Here is an 18,975-nt window from a genome sequence, read left to right on the forward strand (position 1 = left end):
GTGAAAAAAAGGGGGTATGGGTTTGCGAAGGAGTAAGAGGATTATGTCATTATTGATGGTTTTATTGCTGATGGTGCCGGTTGCTACAAAGGCTGGAGATTTTGGCGGGGGTTCTTCCGGAACTCCGGGAACATGGTATGTAGGTTCTAACCCTTCATGGGTGGACCCGGCAAAAGCACCGATTGTCTTTATTCATGGTTACAACAGTTCGGCCTCGGTCTGGTGGGACGGAAATGATATGTATGAGACCGCTCTGGCCAATGGATATCAAACAGCATTCATCGACCTTTATCCGGAAAGGGATATGTGGGAAAATGGGGCAATGCTGGCTGGTAAGCTAAGACAAATTTATGAGTATTTCGGCTACAAGAAGCTGGTCGTTGTTGGCCACAGCAAAGGCGGAGTCGATACCCAGACCGCACTTGTCCATTACGGGGCGCACCAGTATGTATCGAATGTCATCACTCTTTCATCACCTCATCATGGCACACAGCTCTCGGACCTTGCCCACAGCAGCTCTGCCTGGTGGCTGGCAGCCTTGCTTGGAAACAATAATGATGCGACACGTTCGCTGCAGACAGGGAATATGAGATATTTCCGAAGCATTACCGATGGAAGGGCTGAGGCAAAATTGAACCGCTATTACACATTAGGCGGATACAAATGGGGTTCATTCGGCAGTGCCTTATATTGGGGAGGCCTTTATTTAAGCAGCTATGGTTCCAATGATGGTGTTGTCACTGTCACCAGCTCCCGCTTGCCTGGCGGAACAATCATTCGTGAAGGGGCATGGAACCATACGACCATTCGTGAAGGCTCGCATACTTTTTCGGTATTCAAGCCGTATACAATGTCAGAGCAGCCTGCCAGTTCAAATGCATTTTCAGCTGCCGAGAGCATGTCAGAGCCTGAGACAAACCAGATTGTAAAAGGCGGCAAAGCTGATAAAGCGATCAGTGAGAGTTTCGTGATCGAGGAAGGCGCAGAAAGCTTCCAAATGGCATTCCTCAGTGAAAAGAAGATGGCTTCGCTCAAACTGAAGGGGCCGGATGGCCAGGAGTATAAGGCGTCAAGAATCGAACAAGACGCTGGTGAATTTTTTAAAGGAGCATGGGTCCATACTTTTAAAATCGAAAAACCAGAGGCAGGGAGTTGGAAGGTATCAGGCCCAGCCGCCTCCTACCTGCTAGTGGTCGGCATTGACAGCCCGCTTGATGTTGAATTGAAAAAAGCAAAAAGTCAAAGTCTGAAAGCTTCATATAAATCAAAGTGGATCAAATATGACCATGATGGCAAAAAGAAGCTGAAGGAAGCAGGCAAAGGTTCGAAAGCTGGCAAAGTCCTCGACGGTGACCTCGCCGCGCCAGGTGTATACAACCTGACAACAGAAGTTACAGGAGTAGACGCTAAAGGGAAGCCGTTCGAAAGGACCATCATTGAATCCATCTATGTCGATGAAATTGGAAAGACTCACAGATAAAGGCAGAGGCGGCTGGTGGAAACCAGCTGCTACCTGAATGGCAGAAATGACGGAGCATTCTATCGAAGGTTATCCATAAGGAAGTACTTAGCCTTGAAATGTGTCCTTATGTAAGAGAAACGCCATGCATAAGGGTGCATTTATCCCTAGAATGGGCCCTTGCGCAATCATCCATCTTATATAGCCTGTTCTACCTACAATCAATTCCTGGCCCTAAGTCTTATTCACTAAATTATACATAAATGATGGAGTGGCAGGATTAACGTCCGATATAGAAATTAAGAGTTTTTACACCAGGAGGAGAAAGTAATGCATGTTTTGGATTTGGTTGCCAGAATCAACAATTGTGTCGAAGAACTCGATTTTGCTGCCGCAAGGATGTATATGGAGGAGAACATCGAGATCCTGAATGAGCATCGCAACCGTTTAAAATCAAATGCGAGGGAATTGCTCGAGTTTTTGACGAAAAGGATGGAGGCTGGACAGCAGCCGCTTACGAGGAAAGAAATGGCGGTCATCAATGCAGTGAACAGCTATGCTTCAAAGTTTGACTTGAGGGGCTTGAAGGTGATCATCAGGGACCACTCACTGTTATTTTTAAGGAATGATATTGAAGCCTACTTAAATACGGATGCGAAAATCATCCTTGAGGGCATGGGTGCGATTCCAAAGGCAGCAAGTTAAAGAGAGTTCATATAAGTGTTGGTGACGGCTTCTGGGGATGAGGCCGTTTTTTTTATTTTAATGAAACTTTCCTATTTAACATTCCGTCTATCACAAAGTGGAAATAATTTCACCCTGCATATTACAGGATTTTGCCAGAAAATAGCGAATATAGACTTATTGGAGTAAAAAAGTAATAGGTTAACTAGATAAATAGATTTTAAGGGGGAAGTTTCGGTGAGGAATCAGATGAATCCAACGGTTGAAAGAATATTAGAAAATATTGATAAGGTTATGACAGGTAAGAGGAATGTGGCGGAGCTCAGCTTGATTGCATTGCTTGCTGGCGGACATGTGCTGCTTGAGGACGTGCCCGGAGTGGGGAAGACGATGATGGTCCGTGCGCTTGCGAAGTCTGTCAGCGCCAAGTTCAGGAGAATCCAGTTCACGCCAGACCTGTTGCCTTCCGATGTGACAGGGGTTTCGATTTACAATCCAAAAGAGATGGAGTTTGAATTCAGGCCAGGCCCAATCATGGGAAATATCATTCTTGCCGATGAGATCAACAGAACATCTCCAAAGACACAGTCAGCTCTTTTAGAAGGAATGGAAGAGCACAGTGTGACGGTTGATGGTGTGACCCATATACTTGGCAAGCCGTTTTTCGTGATGGCGACTCAGAATCCAATTGATTATGAGGGTACCTATCCATTGCCGGAGGCACAGCTTGACCGATTCCTGTTAAAAATGAAGATGGGCTATCCTTCCCTGGACGAAGAAATGGAAGTTTTGCATCGGGCGCAGCGGAATCTTCCAATCGAAGACTTGCAGCCTGTTGTAACGCTTGAAGATCTGCGTGACCTGCAACAGAGCATTAAAGAAGTAGTGGTAGATGATACGATCAAGCGATATATCGTGGAACTGTCTAGCCGGACTCGCGGCCATTCAAGCGTATACCTTGGTGTCAGCCCTCGTGGTTCGATCGCCTTGATGAAGGCTGCCCAGGCATATGCATTTATTTACGGAAGAGATTATGTCATTCCAGATGATATTCAGTACCTTGCTCCTTATGTTTTCGCCCACAGGATCATTTTGAAATCAGAGGCCAGGTTCGAAGGGATCACAACTGAGGATGTCGTCAACAGAGTGTTGGCGAGAGTGCCTGTGCCGGTCCAAAGGCTCGTGAAGTAATATGAACAAATATTTCCAAAAGTTTAAAGAAGTTTGGAAGCTCATCGTTTTATTGTTTTTGATTTTGATTACCTTTTCCTATGCGATGTTCCAGGGCGGCTTTGTCAGCTGGTTCCTGTTTTACAGCTTCTTGCCATTCGCTCTTTACGCATTGGGCCTCGCTCTTTATTCAATAAAAGATATCAAGGCGGAAAGAGTGTATACGAAACAGGAATTTAACGCTGGAGAGAAGTTCAAAGCCAGCATTGTTCTTGAAAGGAATATGATTTTCCCGCTGTTTTATGCGATTGGCGAAGAAGCGGTCGGGAATACACTTTCGGGTCACCGGGATTTGCAAAAAGCGAGGACTATGCTGTTTCCGGGATTCAGCCGGGTATTCGGCTTTGATTACTCGATTGAAAACCTTCCTCGTGGTGAGCATACTTTACAGGGCATCAAGTTTAAAACGGGGGATCCGCTCGGATTAATTGAAAAAGAAAAGCTGCTGCCGGTTGAAAATAAGATTCTGGTTTATCCTGCGTATCAGGATATGGTTTACAGACCGGCAGCTCATCATTTCGACCAGGGGATGACCGCCTCGAAGGAGCGAGTCCAGCGTGATACGTCGATGGCAATCGGTGTTCGTGAATACCAGCCGGGAGACCGTTTCTCGTGGATTAACTGGAAGGCGACTGCAAGACGGAATGACATTATGACGAAGGAATTCGAGCAGAGGCAATCGCATGACGTGACCATTCTGATGGACTGTGCCCCTGAACCGCGCTTTGAAGTTGTTGTATCATTCACTGCTTCAGTCATCAGGGCGATTTTACGCAAAGGTGCACAGGTGGGCTTATTGACATTAAGTGCTGAGCGAAAGGCATTTCCTGCCCGTGGCGGTGAAGGTCACCAGCAACAGCTGCTCTACCATCTTGCTAAAATCCAGGATGAGTCCCCGGTTCCGTTTAACCGGGTCCTTGAGGCAGAGAGCTTCTTAGCGCAGCAGAATAATTCAATCATGTTGATAACCGCACAGTTGACTCAAGAGTTGATTGAAAAAGCTGCTTTTTATAATCAACGGAACGGATCGGTGAGCATTTTCCTGGTCAAGAACCGACAGGAATCCCCGACCAATACGGAGAAAAATTTAAGAGCCTCGGCCAATGCAAGAGGAATCCATCTTGTCATGGTACATGACGGACACTTCGCGGAAGCCTTCTCGGAGGTGAATAGAGGTTGAGGAACGATAATCCAAAAAAAGACTCCACTTTCTTTTTGCTGTATATTTTCAGCTTTTTGCTGCTCTGGGAGTGGCTTCGGCCATTGAAGGAACTGACAGATACCGGACACCTGAGTGTGTTTTTAGGTTTTGTGTTTATCTCTCTAATGATGGCCTACTTCAATATGCCAATTCTTCCGTCAGCTATCATAAAAATCATCATTATCTTATATTCCGTCCACTTTATGTACTATGAGGGCACTTTTTTCAGCCTGGAGTGGTTTGGCCAGCTGTTCAAGGAGGTAATCGCTAATTCAGGTATTATCATGAATGCAGAATGGACCGAAATTTCCAATTCGTTCAGGACGCTGCTGTTCTTCACCTTGCTTTGGCTGATGGCATACCTGATCCAATACTGGCTGATTAACAGGAAACAAATCTTCGTGTTTTTCTTCATGACGCTGGTATATATCACGGTACTTGATACGTTTACTCCATATGAAGCAGACTTGGCGATCGTCCGGACAGTGATTGCGGGTTTTGCTGTGATGGGGATGCTGGCGTATTACCGGATTGCAGATAAGGGAGCAGTGAATAAGAACCTGAAAAGTGCGAAAAGGTGGATGGTACCGCTAGTCGCCATGATTCTCCTGAGCGTGGGGATTGGCTATGCGGCTCCGAAGGCTGACCCAATCTGGCCGGACCCTGTTCCGTTTATCACCTCCTATAATGAGGATTCAGGCGAAGGCAGCGGAGGGGTTAAAAAAGTCGGCTACGGAACGGATGATTCTGCACTTGGCGGACCGTTCATCGGAGACGACCGGGTCGTTTTTACCGCAGAGGCCGATGGTCGTCATTACTGGCGGATTGAGACCAAAGACGTCTATACAGGTAAAGGGTGGGTTGCTGACAAGGGGACTGCCGTGCCTGTGGAATTTTCACCTGAACAGACCATCCCGATGCAGCCTTTTGAAGAGGAAGTTAAAACGGAACAGCGTACGAGCAGGGTCATCCCGAAGATCGGGTATCCTCACATTGTCTATCCGTTGGGGGTGACACAAGTGGGAGCTTCTGCGGGGAAATCTGTTCTCCAATTTAGCCTTGATCCAACAACAGAAAAAATCATGTCAATGGCGGATGGTCAAGCAGGCTCAATCGGACCATACTCACTGACCTTTAACCACCCGGTGTACAGTGTAGAAAAGCTTAAGGCTGCCGGACCTGAAGAACTGGAGGCAGAGTTTGCCTTTCTCTCAAAATACACACAGGTACCTGAAGAGCTCCCGGAGCGGGTAGTTGAGCTTGCTGAGGAAATAACAAAAGATAAAGAGACCTGGCTGGAAAAAGCGCAGGCGATAGAAAAGTATTTCCGGTCGAACGAATTTGTCTATGATCAAACGAATGTGGCAATCCCGGATGAAAATCAGGATTATGTCGACCAATTCCTGTTTGAAACACAGCGTGGCTACTGTGATAATTTCTCAACATCGATGGTTGTCATGATGCGCTCTGTTGGCATTCCAGCGCGATGGGTAAAGGGTTATACAGAAGGGGAGTATATCGATACACTAGAGAATGGCCGCCGACTTTATGAGGTCACTAATAACAATGCCCACTCATGGGTAGAGGGTTATTTCCCTGGTGTCGGCTGGGTGCCGTTTGAACCGACACAAGGATTTTCAAATAACGTTCAATTTGAGTATGACAATAATAATGACTCACAAAACCAGACGGGCCAAGAAGAAGAGGAAGATACAACACCTGCAGCTCCGGTGAAGCCTGAACTGCCAGAAGAGCAGGCACCCGCTGACAAGCCGAAGGTCTCTTTTTCAGAAGGCCTGAAAAATGCAGGAGCATTCCTGAAGGATAACCTGCAGAAGATTTTCCTCACATTGCTCGCAGTTGCCGTGTTCGCTGCAATCTTATATAGATGGAGAGGAAAATGGCTGCCTTTCGTGTATATCCTTCTCTATAAGTACAAAAGAGAAAACAAGTATTTGGAGAAAGCCTATATCGTTCTATTGAAAGAGCTCGGGAGATATGGCCTGAAGAGAGAGAGAGGCCAGACATTGCGCGACTATGCTAACTATGTGGATTCATTTTTCTCTACAAACGAGATGCGCTGGCTTACGGAAAAGTATGAAGAGTATCTTTACCGTGGCGATATGGATGAAGACATGTGGCAGAATGCGAAAAAGTATTGGGAGTTCATGATTCGGAAAGTTAGTGCTTGACCGATAAATTATTATACTGATACAATGTTGGCAACTATATAGAATCAACCTTCATATATCCTCGATAATATGGTTCGAAAGTATCTACCAAATCACCGGAAATGATTTGACTATGAAGGCAGGTTTCTTTTTGTTCGTAATGGGCTGGAATCCTGCTTTCCTATTATTTTTGGAGGCAGGATTCTGGCTTTTTTTATTGTCCAGCTTCTGCGCATGTGCTTATCTTTATGTACAAAAAACGCGGCGATAAACCATACTATCTACATAACCTTCTGCTTAAGGAAGTTTCCGCGTTCTATTTTATAATGAGGTGACTTTATGAAAACCGAGCTGCAAGACCAGGAAAAGATTATTGTATTAGATTTTGGCAGCCAGTATAACCAGCTGATCACGAGAAGGATCAGGGAATTTGGCGTCTACAGTGAGCTTCATCCACATACGATTACGGCAGCTGAAATCAAGGAGATGAATCCAAAGGGAATCATTTTCTCCGGAGGCCCGAACTCTGTCTATGATGAAGGGGCGTTCCGGTGTGATGAGGAAATATTTGAGCTAGGCTTGCCGATTTTGGGAATCTGCTACGGAATGCAGCTGATGACGATGCATTTCGGCGGCAAGGTCGAGAAGGCAAAGAACCGTGAATACGGAAAGGCTCTGTTGACTCTGCACAACCAGAATAGACTATTTGAAGGAACACCGGGCGAACAGGTTGTCTGGATGAGCCACGGAGACCTCGTGACGATGTCACCGCCGGGCTTTTCGGTGGATGGCATCAATCCATCCTGCCCAATAGCGGCAATGAGTGATGAGAGCCGCAAGCTTTACGCGGTACAATTCCATCCTGAGGTTCGACATTCCATCTACGGAAATGAACTTTTGAAAAACTTCGTGTTCAAGGTGTGCGAATGCGAAGGTAACTGGTCAATGGAAAACTTCATCGAAATTGAGATGGAAAAAATCCGCCAGCAGGTTGGTGACAAGAAAGTTCTTTGTGCACTTAGCGGTGGAGTGGATTCCTCGGTAGTAGCGGTGCTGATTCACAAAGCGATCGGTGACCAGCTGACTTGTATTTTCGTTGATCATGGTTTATTGCGTAAAGATGAAGCAGAAGGTGTCATGAAGACTTTTGCTGATGGCTTCAACATGAATGTCATCAAAGTCGATGCAAAGGACCGTTTCCTCAGCAAGCTGGAGGGAGTTTCCGATCCTGAGCAGAAACGTAAGATCATTGGCAATGAGTTCATCTATGTGTTTGATGATGAAGCTGAAAAACTGAAAGGCATCGAGTTCCTTGCGCAGGGAACATTGTATACTGATATTATCGAAAGTGGTACGGCGACTGCACAGACAATCAAGTCGCACCATAATGTTGGCGGACTGCCTGAAGATATGCAGTTCAAGTTGATCGAACCGTTGAATACCTTATTCAAGGATGAAGTACGTGCGCTCGGAACAGAGCTTGGCATTCCTGATGAAATCGTCTGGCGCCAGCCGTTCCCTGGACCAGGTCTAGGTATCCGTGTCCTTGGGGCTATTTCTGAAGAGAAGCTTGAGATTGTTCGGGAATCAGATGCCATCCTTCGTGACGAAATCAAGAAAGCCGGTCTAGACCGTGAAATCTGGCAGTACTTCACCGTGCTTCCTGACATCCGCAGCGTCGGAGTTATGGGCGATGCGAGAACCTATGATTACACGATCGGAATCCGTGCAGTAACGTCCATTGATGGAATGACATCAGACTGGGCAAGGATTCCTTGGGATGTCCTTGAAATCATCTCGACAAGAATCGTCAATGAAGTGGATCACGTGAACCGGGTCGTATATGACATTACCAGCAAACCGCCTGCGACTATTGAGTGGGAATAAAATACGAACGATTTTAAAAACGGACATGAAAATGTTCGTTTTTTTATTGACTCAGGACAAAAGCCCTGTTAGAATAAAACTGAACTTAATAATTTGTCATAATTCGTCGTATAATCTTGGGGATATGGCCCAAAAGTTTCTACCGAGCTACCGTAAATGGCTTGACTACGAGGTATATAAATCATGGCTGGCAATCTATCGAACTTATAATCTATTGCTGCCATCATTACTCTTATTACCTTCAGTCAACGCCCGGTATCCCGTGGCGTTTTCTTTTTGGCCTTATTTCCTGAATTCTATTCAGGGGGAAAGAAAAATGAAGAAGTATTTTGAATTTGAAAAGCTCGGCACGAACTATCGCCGCGAATTCATTGGAGGAATGACCACGTTCCTCGCCATGGCTTACATCCTGGTTGTTAATCCTAATATACTGACACTGGCAGACGTACCCGACCTGCCGGAAGCATTGAGGATGGATACAGGAGCTGTCTTTGTAGCGACAGCACTTGCTGCAGCAGTCGGCTCCATCATCATGGGCCTGATCGGTAAATACCCAATCGCCCTTGCTCCTGGAATGGGCTTGAACGCATTCTTTGCTTACACAGTTGTCTTAAGCCACGGAGCACCATGGCAGCATGCACTTGCGGCAGTGTTCATCTCAAGCGTGTTCTTCCTAATCCTGACGATTTCAGGCTGGCGGGAAAAATTGATTAATGCCATCCCGGTTGAACTAAAGCACGCAGTCGGAGCCGGTATCGGATTGTTCATCACATTTATCGGTTTGAAAAATGCGGGCATCATCGTCGATAATCCAGCAACCCTCGTCGGACTGGGCGACCTGACAAGCGCCAACACATTGCTAGCACTTTTTGGCTTATTGATAACAGTCATCATGCTGACAAGAGGCATCCATGGTGCAGTATTCTTCGGTATCATCATTAGCGTTGTTGTCGGAATGATTTTCAACCTTATTGAAACACCTGAAAAAGTAGTCGGAGCAGTACCAAGTGTTGCACCAACCTTTGGAGCAGTTTTCAGCGCTTTTGGTGATCCATCATTCTATACATCAACAATGCTCGGGATCATCCTGACATTCCTGTTCGTTGATTTCTTTGATAACGCCGGTACACTTGTGGCGGTTGCCAACCAGGCGGGGCTGATGAAGGAAAACAAGCTTCCGCGAGCTGGCCGCGCATTATTTGCAGATTCAATCGCGTCACTTGTTGGATCTATTTTCGGAACATCGACAACGACATCTTATATTGAATCATCTGCGGGTGTAGCATCAGGAGCCAGAAGCGGTTTCGCATCACTTGTAACAGCTGGATTCTTCCTGTTGTCACTGTTCTTTTTCCCGCTGCTCTCGGTCGTTACCTCAGCTGTAACAGCACCAGCATTGATTATCGTTGGAGTCCTGATGGTTTCTTCTCTTGGTAAAATTGAATGGGGCCGCTTTGAAATTGCGGTACCATCATTCCTGACTATGATTGCGATGCCATTGTCATCCAGCATTGCAACAGGGATCGCAGCAGGTTTCATCTTTTACCCAATCACAATGATTGTAAAAGGGAAGTCAAAAGATGTTCACCCAATCATGTATTTGTTCTTTGTGATTTTCGTTCTATATTTTATGTTTTTAACAGAATAGCAAGGAGGTCCAGCGGATGACGCTGGATCTTTTTTTGGCAAAAATTGAACTGTCCGTGTTAATTACTCCGGATTGACTTATAAATCTTCCTTTTATACGATATTCCCATAGAACAAGCTGAAACGGGGATCCGGCATGGACAATATCGAAGTAAAAAAAGGTTTGAATAATAATGTCTTGATTGCTGACCACCCAACCTTCGGGGAAGTCATCCTGATCGGCAAGGGCATTGGCTTCAATCGGAAAAAAGGAGACAGGCTTGAAGAGGGACAGGCTGAGAAGATGTTTGTCCTGAAGGATGAAAAGGAGCAGGCGAACTATATCAAACTTCTGCCTTTTGTTGAGAATGACCTTCATGAGGCTATCATTTCTTCTATTGAATTAATCAAGAAAAGGACAGACAGCCAGCTGAACGAACACATTCACGTTGCCCTGACAGATCACTTAATGTTTGCGGTAAACAGGATTGCGAAAGGTATGGAATTCAAAAACCCTTTTTTGGTGGAAACTAAAACACTGTACCCTACCGAATTTGAAATCGCGAAAGAGGTTGTACAGCTGATTAAAGAAAAGTCCGGGATTGAACTTCCTGATGGGGAGATCGGATTCGTTGCTCTCCATATCCACAGTGCGGTAATGAACCGAAATCTGTCTGATGTTAATAAACATTCGCAACTTGTGACAAAACTGGTACAAATAATTGAAGAAAATCTCAATATCATTATCGATAAAGAAGGCATAGACTACACAAGGCTTGTACGCCACATACGTTTCACGATTGAAAGGGTCAATAATGGTGAAACGGTAGAGGAACCAGAAAAGTTTGCAATCCTCTTGAAAGAAGAATATCCAGTGTGCTACAATCTTTCGTGGAAACTCATTAAAGTGATGCAGCAGACCTTGAAAAAACAAGTATGCGATGCTGAAGCTGTGTATCTGACGATGCATTTGCAAAGGCTTCAGAAAAAGGTTAAATAAAGCAATTATTTCTTACGTGTTACTGATTCGATCAGGCATGAGTAAAGAATGTAATTGAAATGGAGTTTTATGGGTAATATATCCGTATGCTTCTTTCGATACATCTTTCTCATGCCTTTTTTATTTGTTTTTTTAATGTTTGTAACCGCTTTAGGAGAAAAAATTTCAGGAGGTATTCCTATGTTTAAGAAAGCTTTTGGTGTTCTTCAAAAAGTAGGTAAAGCGCTCATGCTTCCAGTTGCATTGCTTCCAGCTGCAGGTATCTTGCTTGCTCTGGGTGCGGCGCTGAGAAACCCTGCTTTACTGGAGCTTGCTCCATTTTTAGATAACAGCGGCGTTGATATGGTTGCTGCTGTCATGCAGAATGCCGGGGACGTTGTCTTCGGGAACCTGCCGCTCTTGTTTGCGGTGGGTGTAGCTGTTGGTTTGGCTGGTGGTGAAGGTGTTGCCGGTCTGGCTGCGATTATCGGGTACCTGATTATGAATGTGACAATGGGTACTGTTCTTCAAATCACACCAGAGGATGTCAACGGTCTTAACTACCAGAGCATCCTTGGTATTCCAACCCTGCAAACGGGTGTATTCGGCGGTATCATCGTAGGTATTTTAGCCGCGGCTCTTTACAATAAGTTTTTTGAAATTGAGCTGCCGTCATATCTTGGATTCTTTGCTGGTAAGCGATTCGTGCCAATCATCACAGCAGGAACAGCAATTTTGCTTGGATTGGCAATGCTTGTCATCTGGCCGCCAATCCAAAATGGCTTGAATGCATTCTCGCAAAACATGGTTCACGCTAACTTGACACTATCAGCATTTATCTTTGGTGTAGTTGAACGTTCATTGATTCCATTTGGATTGCATCACATTTTCTATTCACCATTCTGGTTTGAGTTTGGTTCTTATACGACTGAGGCAGGCAATGTAGTCCGTGGTGACCAGCGTATTTTCATGGCTCAGATTGCGGACAATGTTCAGAACCTGACTGCTGGTACATTTATGACTGGTAAATTCCCGTTCATGATGTTCGGACTTCCAGCAGCAGCTTTGGCAATTTATCACGAAGCACGTCCGGAAAGAAAAGTAGTAGTCGGCGGTTTGATGGTATCTGCTGCTTTGACTTCATTCCTGACAGGTATCACAGAACCTCTTGAGTTCTCGTTCCTGTTCGTAGCTCCAGTACTATTCGGAGTTCACGCGATTTTCGCGGGTCTTTCATTTATGACGATGCATCTATTGGATGTAAAAATCGGTATGACTTTCTCTGGTGGTCTTATTGACTACATTCTATTTGGACTGATCAATCCGCAGACAAATGCTTGGATTGTCATTCCGGTAGGTTTAGTGTTCGCGGTTATCTACTACTTTGGTTTCCGTTTCGCGATCCGCAAGTTCAACCTGATGACTCCTGGCCGTGAAGCGGTTGAAGAAGATCAGGAAGAAGGCGGAGTAAAAGGCCAAGCTAGCGACCTTCCATATGAAGTTCTTGACGCAATGGGCGGTAAAGAAAACATCGCTCACCTTGATGCGTGTATCACTCGACTCCGTGTATCTGTAAATGACATTAACAATGTCGATAAAAATCGTCTGAAAAAGCTGGGTGCTGCCGGAGTACTTGAAGTCGGCAACAACATCCAGGCCATTTTCGGTCCGCGCTCAGAGACAATTAAAGGACAGATGAGAGATATCATGAATGGTAAAAGGCCTCGTCCGGTTGAAACAAACCAAGCTACAGAGGTTGAACAGCAAATTGAAGAAGTAAATCCAGAAGCATTGCAGACGCACCATGATGCGGATGCTAATGCAGATGTATTCGTTTCTCCTATTAAAGGTGAGATCCTGCCAATTACAGAAGTGCCTGACCAAGTATTCTCAGGCAAAATGATGGGCGACGGTTTTGCGATCGTACCTGCTGAAGGAACAATTGTATCTCCAGTAGATGGAAAGATCGTTAATCTGTTCCCGACAAAGCATGCGATTGGGATTCTGTCTGACTCTGGTCGGGAAATTCTTATCCATGTGGGCATAGACACAGTGAACCTGAAGGGACAAGGATTTGAAACCCTTGTTGCTGAAAATGACACTGTGACAAAAGGACAGCCATTGTTGAAGGTTGACCTTGATTACATCAAGGAAAACGCAACATCCATTATCACTCCAATCGTATTCACTAACCTTTCAGAAGGGGAAAGTATTGTCATCAACAAGAAAGGCAATGTGGATGTGAAAGACGAGAATATCATTACGATTTCTAAATAATATAGAAAACAGCCAGTCTCCTGAAAAGGGACTGGCTGTTATTATATATAGAAGAAAAACGTACGACTAATTTTTCCCAATTTTTTCAAGGGGTAAACATGTTGACTCTGGGCATCTCCGGTGATAGTATATAGAAACAGTCGCGAACAGGTTAACAACATTTTGATGATGAAAAAATAAATCAAAAAAGCTGTTGACATTCAACGCTGTGGTGTGATAAATTATTAAAGTCGCTTCTGAGCGGCGCACACAAATTGTTCTTTGAAAACTAAACAAACAAGCGTCAACAAACAATAAATGATCATGGCTTCTATATATAGAAGATCATGAGCCAACGTTTTAACTTATGAGCTAAACTCATAACTCTTTTTTGGAGAGTTTGATCCTGGCTCAGGACGAACGCTGGCGGCGTGCCTAATACATGCAAGTCGAGCGGATCTTCATTAGCTTGCTTTTGAAGATCAGCGGCGGACGGGTGAGTAACACGTGGGCAACCTGCCTGTAAGACTGGGATAACTTCGGGAAACCGGAGCTAATACCGGATAATCCTTTCCCTCACATGAGGGAAAGCTGAAAGACGGTTTCGGCTGTCACTTACAGATGGGCCCGCGGCGCATTAGCTAGTTGGTGAGGTAACGGCTCACCAAGGCAACGATGCGTAGCCGACCTGAGAGGGTGATCGGCCACACTGGGACTGAGACACGGCCCAGACTCCTACGGGAGGCAGCAGTAGGGAATCTTCCGCAATGGACGAAAGTCTGACGGAGCAACGCCGCGTGAACGATGAAGGCTTTCGGGTCGTAAAGTTCTGTTGTTAGGGAAGAACAAGTACCGGAGTAACTGCCGGTACCTTGACGGTACCTAACCAGAAAGCCACGGCTAACTACGTGCCAGCAGCCGCGGTAATACGTAGGTGGCAAGCGTTGTCCGGAATTATTGGGCGTAAAGCGCGCGCAGGCGGTTCCTTAAGTCTGATGTGAAAGCCCCCGGCTCAACCGGGGAGGGTCATTGGAAACTGGGGAACTTGAGTGCAGAAGAGGAGAGCGGAATTCCACGTGTAGCGGTGAAATGCGTAGAGATGTGGAGGAACACCAGTGGCGAAGGCGGCTCTCTGGTCTGTAACTGACGCTGAGGCGCGAAAGCGTGGGGAGCGAACAGGATTAGATACCCTGGTAGTCCACGCCGTAAACGATGAGTGCTAAGTGTTAGAGGGTTTCCGCCCTTTAGTGCTGCAGCAAACGCATTAAGCACTCCGCCTGGGGAGTACGGCCGCAAGGCTGAAACTCAAAGGAATTGACGGGGGCCCGCACAAGCGGTGGAGCATGTGGTTTAATTCGAAGCAACGCGAAGAACCTTACCAGGTCTTGACATCCTCTGACAACCCTAGAGATAGGGCGTTCCCCTTCGGGGGACAGAGTGACAGGTGGTGCATGGTTGTCGTCAGCTCGTGTCGTGAGATGTTGGGTTAAGTCCCGCAACGAGCGCAACCCTTGATCTTAGTTGCCAGCATTCAGTTGGGCACTCTAAGGTGACTGCCGGTGACAAACCGGAGGAAGGTGGGGATGACGTCAAATCATCATGCCCCTTATGACCTGGGCTACACACGTGCTACAATGGATGGAACAAAGGGCCGCAAAACCGCGAGGTCGAGCCAATCCCATAAATCCATTCTCAGTTCGGATTGCAGGCTGCAACTCGCCTGCATGAAGCCGGAATCGCTAGTAATCGCGGATCAGCATGCCGCGGTGAATACGTTCCCGGGCCTTGTACACACCGCCCGTCACACCACGAGAGTTTGTAACACCCGAAGTCGGTGGGGTAACCTTTTGGAGCCAGCCGCCTAAGGTGGGACAGATGATTGGGGTGAAGTCGTAACAAGGTAGCCGTATCGGAAGGTGCGGCTGGATCACCTCCTTTCTAAGGATATTGCCGTAAAGGCAATCGGAATGCGAATCTTTCGATTCGTACTGTGGATGTAATCCACATAGTTGTACGCTTGTTTGTTTAGTTTTGAGGGAGCAATTCTCTCAAAGCTTTTTTGTTCCTTGAAAACTAGATAATCGTAAGTAAGAAGAACCAAGAAAAAACCGAGTGATCGCCATTTTAGTTTTTCTCTCTATTTAATAGAGAAATGACCTTTTAGGTTAAGTTAGAAAGGGCGCACGGTGGATGCCTTGGCACTAGGAGCCGATGAAGGACGGGACTAACACCGATATGCTTCGGGGAGCTGTAAGTAAGCTTTGATCCGGAGATTTCCGAATGGGGAAACCCACTGTTCGTAATGGAACAGTATCTTTGCCTGAATACATAGGGCATTGAAGGCAGACCCGGGGAACTGAAACATCTAAGTACCCGGAGGAAGAGAAAGCAAACGCGATTCCCTGAGTAGCGGCGAGCGAAACGGGACATAGCCCAAACCAAGAGGCTTGCCTCTTGGGGTTGTAGGACACTCAACATGGAGTTACAAAGGAACGGGGTAGATGAAGTGGTCTGGAAAGGCCCGTCAGAGAAGGTAAAAACCCTGTAGTTGAAACTTCGTTCCCTCCTGAGTGGATCCTGAGTACGGCGGGACACGAGAAATCCCGTCGGAAGCTGGGAGGACCATCTCCCAAGGCTAAATACTCCCTAGTGACCGATAGTGAACCAGTACCGTGAGGGAAAGGTGAAAAGCACCCCGGAAGGGGAGTGAAAGAGATCCTGAAACCGTGTGCCTACAAGTAGTCAGAGCCCGTTCATGGGTGATGGCGTGCCTTTTGTAGAATGAACCGGCGAGTTACGATTACATGCAAGGTTAAGTTGATGAGACGGAGCCGCAGCGAAAGCGAGTCTGAATAGGGCGAATGAGTATGTGGTCGTAGACCCGAAACCAGGTGATCTACCCATGTCCAGGGTGAAGGTTGGGTAACACCAACTGGAGGCCCGAACCCACGCACGTTGAAAAGTGCGGGGATGAGGTGTGGGTAGCGGAGAAATTCCAATCGAACTTGGAGATAGCTGGTTCTCTCCGAAATAGCTTTAGGGCTAGCCTCACGTTGTAAGAGTCTTGGAGGTAGAGCACTGTTTGGACTAGGGGCCCTCATCGGGTTACCGAATTCAGACAAACTCCGAATGCCAAAGACTTATCCGTGGGAGTCAGACTGCGAGTGATAAGATCCGTAGTCAAAAGGGAAACAGCCCAGACCACCAGCTAAGGTCCCAAAGTATACGTTAAGTGGAAAAGGATGTGGAGTTGCTTAGACAACCAGGATGTTGGCTTAGAAGCAGCCACCATTTAAAGAGTGCGTAATAGCTCACTGGTCGAGTGACTCTGCGCCGAAAATGTACCGGGGCTAAACGTATCACCGAAGCTGTGGATTGACATCTTAGATGTCAGTGGTAGGAGAGCGTTCTAAGGGCGTTGAAGTCAGACCGTAAGGACTGGTGGAGCGCTTAGAAGTGAGAATGCCGGTATGAGTAGCGAAAGATGGGTGAGAATCCCATCCACCGAATGCCTAAGGTTTCCTGAGGAAGGCTCGTCCTCTCAGGGTTAGTCGGGACCTAAGCCGAGGCCGAAAGGCGTAGGCGATGGACAACAGGTTGATATTCCTGTACCACCTCTTTATCGTTTGAGCAATGGGGGGACGCAGGAGGATAGGGTAAGCGCGCTGTTGGATATGCGCGTCTAAGCAGTTAGGCTGCAAGTGAGGCAAATCCCGCTTGCGTGAAGGCTGAGCTGTGACAGCGAGGGAAATATAGTACCGAAGTTCCTGATTCCACACTGCCAAGAAAAGCCTCTAGCGAGATAAAAGGTGCCCGTACCGCAAACCGACACAGGTAGGCGAGGAGAGAATCCTAAGGTGAGCGAGAGAACTCTCGTTAAGGAACTCGGCAAAATGACCCCGTAACTTCGGGAGAAGGGGTGCTCATTTGGGTGAATAGCCCGGATGAGCCGCAGTGAATAGGCCCAGGCGACTGTTTAGCAAAAACACAGGTCTCTGCGAAGCCGCAAGGCGAAGTATAGGGGCTGACGCCTGCCCGGTGCTGGAAGGTTAAGAGGAGGGGTTAGCTCACGCGAAGCTCTGAATCGAAGCCCCAGTAAACGGCGGCCGTAACTATAACGGTCCTAAGGTAGCGAAATTCCTTGTCGGGTAAGTTCCGACCCGCACGAAAGGCGTAACGATCTGGGCACTGTCTCAACGAGAGACTCGGTGAAATTATAGTACCTGTGAAGATGCAGGTTACCCGCGACAGGACGGAAAGACCCCGTGGAGCTTTACTGTAGCCTGATATTGAATTTTGGTACAGCTTGTACAGGATAGGTAGGAGCCTGAGAAACCGGAGCGCCAGCTTCGGTGGAGGCGTCGGTGGGATACTACCCTGGCTGTATTGAAATTCTAACCCACGCCCCTGATCGGGGCGGGAGACAGTGTCAGGTGGGCAGTTTGACTGGGGCGGTCGCCTCCTAAAGAGTAACGGAGGCGCCCAAAGGTTCCCTCAGAATGGTTGGAAATCATTCGCAGAGTGTAAAGGCACAAGGGAGCTTGACTGCGAGACCTACAAGTCGAGCAGGGACGAAAGTCGGGCTTAGTGATCCGGTGGTTCCGCATGGAAGGGCCATCGCTCAACGGATAAAAGCTACCCCGGGGATAACAGGCTTATCTCCCCCAAGAGTCCACATCGACGGGGAGGTTTGGCACCTCGATGTCGGCTCATCGCATCCTGGGGCTGTAGTCGGTCCCAAGGGTTGGGCTGTTCGCCCATTAAAGCGGTACGCGAGCTGGGTTCAGAACGTCGTGAGACAGTTCGGTCCCTATCCGTCGTGGGCGCAGGAAATTTGAGAGGAGCTGTCCTTAGTACGAGAGGACCGGGATGGACGCACCGCTGGTGTACCAGTTGTCTTGCCAAAGGCATCGCTGGGTAGCTATGTGCGGACGGGATAAGTGCTGAAAGCATCTAAGCATGAAGCCCCCCTCAAGATGAGATTTCCCATAGCGCAAGCTAGTAAGAACCCTGAAAGATGATCAGGTTGATAGGTCAGAGGTGGAAGCGCGGTGACGTGTGGAGCTGACTGATACTAATCGTTCGAGGACTTAACCAAATTGATTACTCGTTCTTCTTGAATTCTTCTTACACATTATCTAGTTTTGAGGGAATAAAACCTCAAACCAAATAGTCTGGTGGCGATGGCGAGAAGGTCACACCCGTTCCCATACCGAACACGGAAGTTAAGCTTCTCAGCGCCGATGGTAGTTGGGGGTTTCCCCCTGTGAGAGTAGGACGCCGCCGGGCGAAAAGACAGAGATTTTGATCCCTGTCTTTTTTAATCCCTTTATCATGCTTTTCCAGTTATTGCTGGTTGTTAGGTAACACCTGAGGTGTTATTATAGTAACTCAGCCCCACTTGATTGATTGTTTAAAAGACTTTCAAAAAAGTATTGACGAGCTGGGTGGAAGATGATAAGATATAAAAGTTGTCATTTGA

9 protein-coding genes, 3 rRNA genes and 2 riboswitches are annotated in these 18,975 nt (G+C 46.9%); all 12 genes read left to right on the plus strand.

Annotation, left to right across the window (positions count from 1 at the left end):
• Nucleotides 1-43 precede the first annotated feature (43 nt).
• Nucleotides 44-1,480 (plus strand): lipase family alpha/beta hydrolase, encoded by a 1,437-nt coding sequence (locus FOF60_RS01520; protein ID WP_192473135.1) that lies wholly within the window; start codon nucleotides 44-46, stop codon nucleotides 1,478-1,480.
• A 309-nt stretch (nucleotides 1,481-1,789) separates the two neighbouring features.
• The gene (locus FOF60_RS01525; protein WP_192473136.1) at nucleotides 1,790-2,164 is read left to right on the plus strand and encodes a hypothetical protein; all 375 of its coding nucleotides are present in this window, start codon (nucleotides 1,790-1,792) and stop codon (nucleotides 2,162-2,164) included.
• Nucleotides 2,165-2,392: 228 nt separating this feature from the next.
• Nucleotides 2,393-3,334, plus strand: coding sequence for an AAA family ATPase (locus FOF60_RS01530; RefSeq protein ID WP_192473144.1), 942 nt, complete (start codon nucleotides 2,393-2,395; stop codon nucleotides 3,332-3,334).
• Nucleotide 3,335: 1 nt separating this feature from the next.
• Nucleotides 3,336-4,553 (plus strand): DUF58 domain-containing protein, encoded by a 1,218-nt coding sequence (locus FOF60_RS01535; protein ID WP_192473137.1) that lies wholly within the window; start codon nucleotides 3,336-3,338, stop codon nucleotides 4,551-4,553.
• Nucleotides 4,550-6,766, plus strand: coding sequence for a transglutaminase TgpA family protein (locus FOF60_RS01540; protein ID WP_192473138.1), 2,217 nt, complete (start codon nucleotides 4,550-4,552; stop codon nucleotides 6,764-6,766). Before FOF60_RS01535 ends, FOF60_RS01540 begins: the two co-directional genes overlap by 4 nt.
• A 31-nt stretch (nucleotides 6,767-6,797) precedes the next feature.
• A riboswitch (purine riboswitch) is annotated at nucleotides 6,798-6,899 on the plus strand.
• A 185-nt stretch (nucleotides 6,900-7,084) separates the two neighbouring features.
• On the plus strand, nucleotides 7,085-8,632 hold the full coding sequence (gene guaA, locus FOF60_RS01545) for a glutamine-hydrolyzing GMP synthase (protein ID WP_192473139.1): 1,548 nt from the start codon (nucleotides 7,085-7,087) through the stop codon (nucleotides 8,630-8,632).
• 86 nt (nucleotides 8,633-8,718) lie between these two features.
• A riboswitch (purine riboswitch) is annotated at nucleotides 8,719-8,820 on the plus strand.
• A gap of 128 nt (nucleotides 8,821-8,948) precedes the next feature.
• A complete protein-coding gene (locus FOF60_RS01550) occupies nucleotides 8,949-10,280 on the plus strand; it encodes an NCS2 family permease (RefSeq protein ID WP_192473140.1) in 1,332 nt (443 codons plus the stop codon).
• A gap of 135 nt (nucleotides 10,281-10,415) precedes the next feature.
• The gene (glcT, locus tag FOF60_RS01555) at nucleotides 10,416-11,258 is read left to right on the plus strand and encodes a glucose PTS transporter transcription antiterminator GlcT (protein WP_192473141.1); all 843 of its coding nucleotides are present in this window, start codon (nucleotides 10,416-10,418) and stop codon (nucleotides 11,256-11,258) included.
• Between the two features lie 180 nt (nucleotides 11,259-11,438).
• Complete coding sequence (ptsG, locus tag FOF60_RS01560; RefSeq protein WP_192473142.1) at nucleotides 11,439-13,514, plus strand: glucose-specific PTS transporter subunit IIBC; 2,076 nt, start codon at nucleotides 11,439-11,441, stop codon at nucleotides 13,512-13,514.
• Nucleotides 13,515-13,881: 367 nt separating this feature from the next.
• Nucleotides 13,882-15,431: ribosomal RNA gene (locus FOF60_RS01565) — 16S ribosomal RNA — on the plus strand.
• A gap of 225 nt (nucleotides 15,432-15,656) precedes the next feature.
• Nucleotides 15,657-18,591, plus strand: a 23S ribosomal RNA gene (locus FOF60_RS01570).
• Between the two features lie 75 nt (nucleotides 18,592-18,666).
• Nucleotides 18,667-18,782: ribosomal RNA gene (gene rrf / locus FOF60_RS01575) — 5S ribosomal RNA — on the plus strand.
• Together the 16S, 23S and 5S rRNA genes form the textbook arrangement of a ribosomal RNA operon.
• Nucleotides 18,783-18,975: the final 193 nt, after the last annotated feature.

This window comes from Mesobacillus jeotgali, assembly GCF_014856545.2.
Classification (GTDB): Bacteria; Bacillota; Bacilli; order Bacillales; family Cytobacillaceae; genus Mesobacillus.